This window comes from Dactylosporangium sp. NPDC049742 (genome assembly GCF_040674675.1).
GTDB classification, from domain to species: domain Bacteria; phylum Actinomycetota; class Actinomycetes; order Mycobacteriales; family Micromonosporaceae; genus Dactylosporangium; species Dactylosporangium maewongense.
On record NZ_JBFANF010000103.1, the window covers coordinates 24,858 to 31,271 of the forward strand.

Sequence of the window (6,414 nt, forward strand, 5' to 3'; positions counted from 1 at the left end):
CGTGCGTGTCGTGCTCGTCAACGAAGGCACCTACCCGTACGTCACCGGCGGCGTCAGCACCTGGTGCGACCAGCTGGTCCGCGGACTGTCCGAGGTGGAGTGGGACCTCGTCGCCATCGTCGGCACCGAACCGGACCGGCCTGCGGTCCAGCTGCCCGGCAACGTCCGGTCGCTGACCGCGGTCCCCGTCTGGGGCACCGCCCGGCCCGCCCGCGGCAGACCCGAACGGGCCGCCGCCAGGCTGTGCCGGGGCATGCTCGGCGACACCGCGGCCGACCTGGTCGTGTTCTCCGAGGGGCTGCGTGAGCTCGCCGAGCTCGCGCGGCCCCGCCCGGGGCGGTTCCTGCCCGCCCGGGGCGGACGGCATCCACTGGCCGGCGCCAGGCTCGCCGACGTCCTGCTGGACGCGTGGGCGCGGGCCAGGTCCGACGGCATCCACCTGCCGCGGCTGACCCTTCGCGACGCGGATGTCGCCGGTGTACTGGTGGAGCACGCGCTCCGCCCGCTCGCCGCCGAGATCCCGCGGGACGTGGACCTCGTCCACGCCAACGCCAACGGCCTGTCGGCCATGGTCGCCCTCGCCGCGAAGTGGCGCCTCGGGGTGCCGTTCATGATGACGGAGCACGGCGTGTACCTCCGGGAGCGCTACCTCGGCGCCGGCGACCAGTCACCCGGCGTGAAGACGGCGCTGCTGCGGTTCCACCGCGCGCTCGCCCGGCTGGCGTACTGGGAGTCGGACCTCATCACCCCCGTCAGCGGGTTCAACTCGCGGTGGGCGGTCCGCCACGGCGCCGACCCGGCGAAGGTCGCCGTCATCGGCAACGGCGTCGACCCGGCCCGCTTCCCGCCGCTGCCCGAGGAGCCGGCCGGGCCCGTCATCTCCTGGGTCGGGCGGATCGACCCGCTCAAGGACCTCGAAACCCTCATCCGCGCCCTCGCGGTGGTCCGGGCGAAGGTGCCCGACGCCCGGCTCCACCTCGCCGGCCCTGTCCCGGCCGGCAACGAGGCCTACGCGGCCGCCTGCCGGGACACCGCCGCCGAACTCGGCCTCACCGACGCGGTCACCTGGGCCGGGCCGTGCGCGTCCAGCCGGGACGCGTTCGCCGAGGGGCAGGTCGCGGCGCTGTCCAGCATCTCCGAAGGCATGCCGTACACGGTGCTGGAGGCGATGATGTGCGGCCGGCCGACGGTCAGCACCGACGTCGGCGGCGTCGCCGAGGCCGTCGGCGACGCGGGGCTCGTCGTGCCGCCCCGCGACCCGCAGGCGTTCGGCGAGGCGTGCGTCGCGCTGCTCACCTCGCCCGAGCTGCGGGCGGCGACCGGCCGCGCCGGTCAGGAACGGGCGCTGAAGGAGTACACACTGGACCGCTGCCTGTCGGCGTACCGCGGCCGGTACCAGCGGCTGACCGGCCACCGCGCCACCGCCTCGGCACCCGTGCTCGACCCCGTCCTGGTGCCCGCATGAGTGCTGACTCGCTGCTCGTTGTGCCGATGCAACGGCGGGCGCGGCCGCCGTTGCTGGAGCGCGGCGAGTCGCTGCGGTACGTCGGGCGGGTCTCCACCGACCCGGTCGCCGCGCTCGCCGACCGGATGCTGGAGGACTGCGTCGGCGCCGTCGACGTCGACGAGGTCGCCGCGATCCTCGAAGCCAACGGCATCAACGATCGCGTCGCCGACCGGGAGTACGGCCTGCCGTCGGTGTTCGCGCTGGCCGGGCGGGTCGTTGCCCGTACCGTCGAAACCGCCGCCACGGTCGTGCAGGCCACGCCCCTGGAGGAGGGGCCGACACCCCGCGCGGTCATCACCGACACGCTGACCCGCGCGACGATCTACCTGACCCCGCTCGCGATCGGCCTCGGCGCGGCGGCCGAGGTCGACGGCGCCCCGCCGCTCGCGACGACCGGCACGCTGCTGCTCGGCTGGGGCGGCGGGCAGGCGCTGTCGTACCTCGGCTACCGGGCACTGTCGGAGCGGGGCGTCACCGCCGCCGCCCGCCTGCTCGGCGCCGGGTTCCTCGGCCTCGCCGCGCTCTGGGCCGTCGCGCTCGCCGGCAGCGGGATCCGGGCGTACACGATCGCCGGAGTCCAGCTCGCCCTGTTCGCGGTCGCCGCCGTCGCGCTCGTCACCCGCCGCGAACGGGTCGTCCTCGCCGCCGCCGCGCCCTGCTGGGTCGCCACCGCCTGCGTCGCTCTCGGTGCCGGGACCTGGGCGGTGACCGCGCTGCTGGGCGGGGTCGTGGCCCTGCTCGCCGTCGCGTTCCGCCCCGTCGCCGGCGCGGACGTCAGCGGCCGGATGCCGTGGCGGCGGTGGCGGTCGTGGCGCGGCGACATCGGCTACGCGCTGCTCTACGGCCTCGTCGGCACCGGCCAGGCGGCGCTGCTGCGGGCCGTCGCCCTCGACGGGATCGCCCCGCACCGGATACCGGTCCAGGCGGTGCCGCTGCTCGTCGGCGTCCCGCTCATCGAGCTGACGCTGGTCTGGCATCAGCGGCGCATCGCGTACGCGCGGGCCGTCCTCGCCGACCGCGCCGCGTTCGACCGGCGGCTCGCCCGCATCAGCAAGAGCACCGTCGGGGTGCTGAGCGTCCCCGTCGCGCTCGGGGCCGCGATCGCCGGCGCCGTGTGGGTCGGGATCAGCGGCCCCGGCGGGCAGCCGCTCGCCGCCGCGATCCTGCTCACCGGCGTGTACGCCCTGTGCCTCGTCCTCGCCGCCCACGGCCGCGCGGGCACCGCCGCCCTCGTCGTCTGGTGGCCGACGCTGCTCGTCGCGGGCGTCGGGCACTGGGCGCCCGCCCTGGTGCACGTGGCTCCCACGTTCACCGAAACCCTCGCCGTCGCGACCCTGCTCGGCGCGGGGCTGCCCGGCCTCGCCGTCGCGGCGCTCGTCCTGCGTGACCCGGAGAGTTACCGATGATGCTCCTGCCGATGTACGTCCACCCGCTGGCCGACCCCGACGCGTGGGAGGCGCTGTGCCGCAGCACCGAACGCCCCACCGCGATCGTCAACGTCCACAACGGCCCCGGCGGCGCCGAGCGCGACGAGGTGTACGCGGTCGCGACCGCCCGCCTGCACCGCTCCGGCGTGCGCATGCTCGGCTACGTCGACCTCGACTACGGCCGCCGCGCCAACGGTGAGGTGTGGTGCGACATCGTCGGCTGGGCCCGGTACCCGGTCGGCGGTATCTTCTTCGACCAGGTGCCGGCCGACGCGGCCGGCCTCGCCTACGTGACACAGGTGGTGCGGGCGGTGCGCGGATCGGTGGTCCTCAACCCCGGCACCCGGTGCCTGCCCGGCTACGCCGACCTCGCCGACGTGGTCTGCACCTTCGAAGGCCCGTGGGAGTCCTATGTGGACGCCCCACCCGCGTACGGGCTGCCCGACGGCCGCGACTGGCCCAACGCCGCGCACCTCGTCTACGGCGTACCCACGGAGCGGATCGGCGCCGCCACCGCGCTGCTGCTGTCCCGCGCCCCGCACGGCCTCGTCACCGACCTCGTCGCGCCCCTGCCGTACGAGGGGATCCCGACGGTCGTCCGGCAGCGCGCGGCGGCCGCACGGTGACCGACCGGCGGCTCCGCCTCGCCCTGTTCGGCCTCGTCATGCTGACCGTCCTGTACGCGGCCGCGTGCACCGGCACCGGCGGCGACCCCGACGAGGGCCGGGGCACCCCGAAGACCGCCGCGGTGCCCCCGTCCGGCTTCGGCGGCCTGGGATCCGCGTCGGCGTCTCCTTCGGCGCCGGCCGCGTCGTCGCCTGCTTCAACCGGCTGGTGGAAGCCGACGGTCGGTCTCACCTGGCAGTGGCAGCTGACCGGCGCCCTCGACAAGTCGGTCGCCGCCGACGTGTACGACGTCGACGCCGTCACCACCTCCGCCGCGGACGTCGCCGCGCTGAAGGCCGCCGGCCGCCGCGTCGTCTGCTACGTGAACGCCGGCGCCCACGAGGACTTCCGCGCCGACGCCGGCAACTTCCCCGAGTCGGTGCGCGGCAAGGGCCTGGAGGGCTGGCCGGGGGAGAAGTGGCTCGACATCCGCCGCTGGGACACCCTGGCGCCACTGCTCGAGGCCCGCTTCAAGGTGTGCAAGGACAAGGGCTTCGACGCCGTCGAGCCCGACAACGTCGACGGCTACGCCAACAACAGCGGCTTCCCCCTCACCGCCGACGACCAGCTCACGTTCAACCGCCGCGTCGCCGACCTCGCCCACCGCCTCGGCCTCGCGGTAGGCCTGAAGAACGACGTCGAGCAGGCCGCCGCCCTGGCCCCGGCGTTCGACTTCGCGGTCAACGAGGAGTGCGCCCACTACGACGAGTGCGACTCCCTCAAGGTCTTCATCACCGCCGGCAAACCCGTCTTCCACGTCGAGTACGACGTCGACACCGCCAAGTTCTGCCCGAAAACCACCGCCCTGCACTTCTCGTCGATGAAGAAAAAGCAGGACCTAGACGCCTGGCGCCAGCCCTGCTAACTCGATTCAGCATGATCGCGTCCCGAGTGCGATGATCGATCCCCCTGAATCCCTCGGCGGACGCTGTCCCTGCGTACGGCGATGCCCGCGGGGCAGATCCGAACGCGCATGATCATCGCGACGTCGCCGCCGCCGGTGCGCTCCCACCTGGCCCTGTCCCGCCGCCACGCGCGGTACTGGTCCGCGAAGCTCGCATGAGCCGACGAAGCAGGCCTTGATCGATGCGCCACCCGTGGGCTTCCAGTCGCTCTCGACCGGCCCCCTGCGCCGGAAGAGTGGGAGGCGTTCGGCGACGGTGTCCTGGGTGAGTGCCCGCCGGCCCTGGCCGCTCCAGCGGGACGGCGCCCCCGCCCGGCGATTGAGGCCGGGACATGTCCTCAGCGGTGGGGTTGACGGCCGGTGGTCAGCGCAGTCGCGGTAGATCGCGCCCGTCTCGATCTAGCCCCCGCAGACGGCGAGGCCGCCCGCCTGCGGGCGAACACCTCATACGCGCCGCCAGTCTGTAGGCGAACAGCTCATACGGCGGGCGGCGAGCTCATTCTCGGGGCCTTCGAAGCGGGGGCAGGCGAGTCCGTAGCTGGTCGTCGCCGGAGCGGCACCGCACGTCCTCGACCGCCTAGAGCGCCGCCTCCTCCTCTGGGCTCACGGAGTCGTCGGCATTCCGGAGCGCGCCCGTCGCGCCGCGCGCCGATGTGACAGAGGCGGTGGCGGTGCGGCCGGCACGCATCTCCGGCGCGTCCAGCGTAGAGCCGCCCCAGCGTGGAGCCGCCGACGAAGCGCTCCAGGCCCGCGGTGTCAGGCGACGGCGCTCACCTGCACCCAGCAGCCTCGCGCACCCAGCAGCCTCGCGCACCCAGCAGCCTCGCGCACCCAGCAGCCCCGTGCCGGGCTCGGGCCCGACGAGCGGGGCGGCAACCCCTCGACACCCGTCAAAGTTCTGTCCGATGGCCACCGCCCTGTGCTGTGTCGATGAGGGACGAAGGAACGAGCCCGGCTCGCCGCGTCCGCCGAGTCGGCACGGGGTCAGGCCGGTGGCGGCGCGCTGCTTTACCTGCAACCTTAGCACCACCGACCAAATTTCTTGTCGGTGACGCCACCCATCATAATGCATGCGCGCAGCCGTAGCGGGCGGTGACTTTTGGTTAGCGGGACAAAAGTTCATGCCAACGCGACGGAAAGTGTGGACAGGTTGGTTCGAAGCTCCTAGTGTGTCCTCCACGACACTGGAGTGTTTCATCGATGTTATCCGGCGGGAGTGGATGCATCGATGGGCATGCCTGTGTTGCGGAGGCATACGGCATCCGGCGCGGCGGCGCGCGCCCTGCCTGGCACGTACAGTCAGGAAGGGACACAGTGAACCTACAACCCTCACGTCATCGATGGCGGCCAATGAGTGCCGCCCTGCTCCTTGTTGCGGCGAGCGCGAGCGTCAGCGCCGTCGTCGTCCAGGCGGCGCCCGCGGCGGCGGCGATCAACGCGGCCGACTTCCAGCAGGTCACCCTCGCCAAGGGCGAGCCCGAGGTCGGCGAGCCGCTGACCATCTCGGTGCTGCCCGACCGCTCGGTCCTGCACACCGCCAGGAACGGCACGCTGCGGCGCACCGACGCCAACGGCACCACGTCGGTGATCGCCAACATCCCGGTCTACCAGCACGACGAGGAAGGCCTGCAGGGCGTCGCGGCCGACCCCAACTTCGCCACGAACCGCTACATCTACCTGTACTACGCGCCGCCGCTGAGCACCCCCGCGGGCGACGCGCCGGCCACCGGTACCGCCACCGACTGGGCCACCTGGACCGGGGTCAACCGCCTCTCCCGGTTCACCCTCAACGCGAACTTCACCGTCAACATGAGTAGCCAGGTCAACATCCTGGACGTGCCCGCGAACCGCGGCATCTGCTGCCACGTCGGCGGCGACATCGACTTCGACGCGGCCGGCAACCTGTACCT

The 6,414-nt window shown here is 73.3% G+C and carries 5 protein-coding genes; all 5 read left to right on the top strand.

The genetic code is table 11. The annotated features are described in order from the left end of the window. Position 1 precedes the first annotated feature (1 nt). Positions 2–1,465 (top strand): GT4 family glycosyltransferase PelF, encoded by a 1,464-nt coding sequence (pelF, locus tag AB0J72_RS55810; RefSeq protein ID WP_363416431.1) that lies wholly within the window; start codon positions 2–4, stop codon positions 1,463–1,465. Then, positions 1,462–2,913: a hypothetical protein gene (locus AB0J72_RS55815; RefSeq protein ID WP_363416434.1), complete on the top strand. Its 1,452-nt coding sequence runs from the start codon at positions 1,462–1,464 to the stop codon at positions 2,911–2,913. The genes pelF and AB0J72_RS55815 overlap by 4 nt, the downstream gene beginning before the upstream one ends. Then, positions 2,910–3,560: a spherulation-specific family 4 protein gene (locus tag AB0J72_RS55820; RefSeq protein ID WP_344511614.1), complete on the top strand. Its 651-nt coding sequence runs from the start codon at positions 2,910–2,912 to the stop codon at positions 3,558–3,560. Before AB0J72_RS55815 ends, AB0J72_RS55820 begins: the two co-directional genes overlap by 4 nt. Further along, positions 3,557–4,465, top strand: a complete 909-nt coding sequence (locus tag AB0J72_RS55825; protein ID WP_363416437.1) for an endo alpha-1,4 polygalactosaminidase — start codon at positions 3,557–3,559, stop codon at positions 4,463–4,465. The genes AB0J72_RS55820 and AB0J72_RS55825 overlap by 4 nt, the downstream gene beginning before the upstream one ends. A 1,389-nt stretch (positions 4,466–5,854) precedes the next feature. Continuing rightward, positions 5,855–6,414: PQQ-dependent sugar dehydrogenase (locus AB0J72_RS55830; RefSeq protein WP_363416440.1), on the top strand; the 560-nt coding region annotated here is incomplete at its 3' end.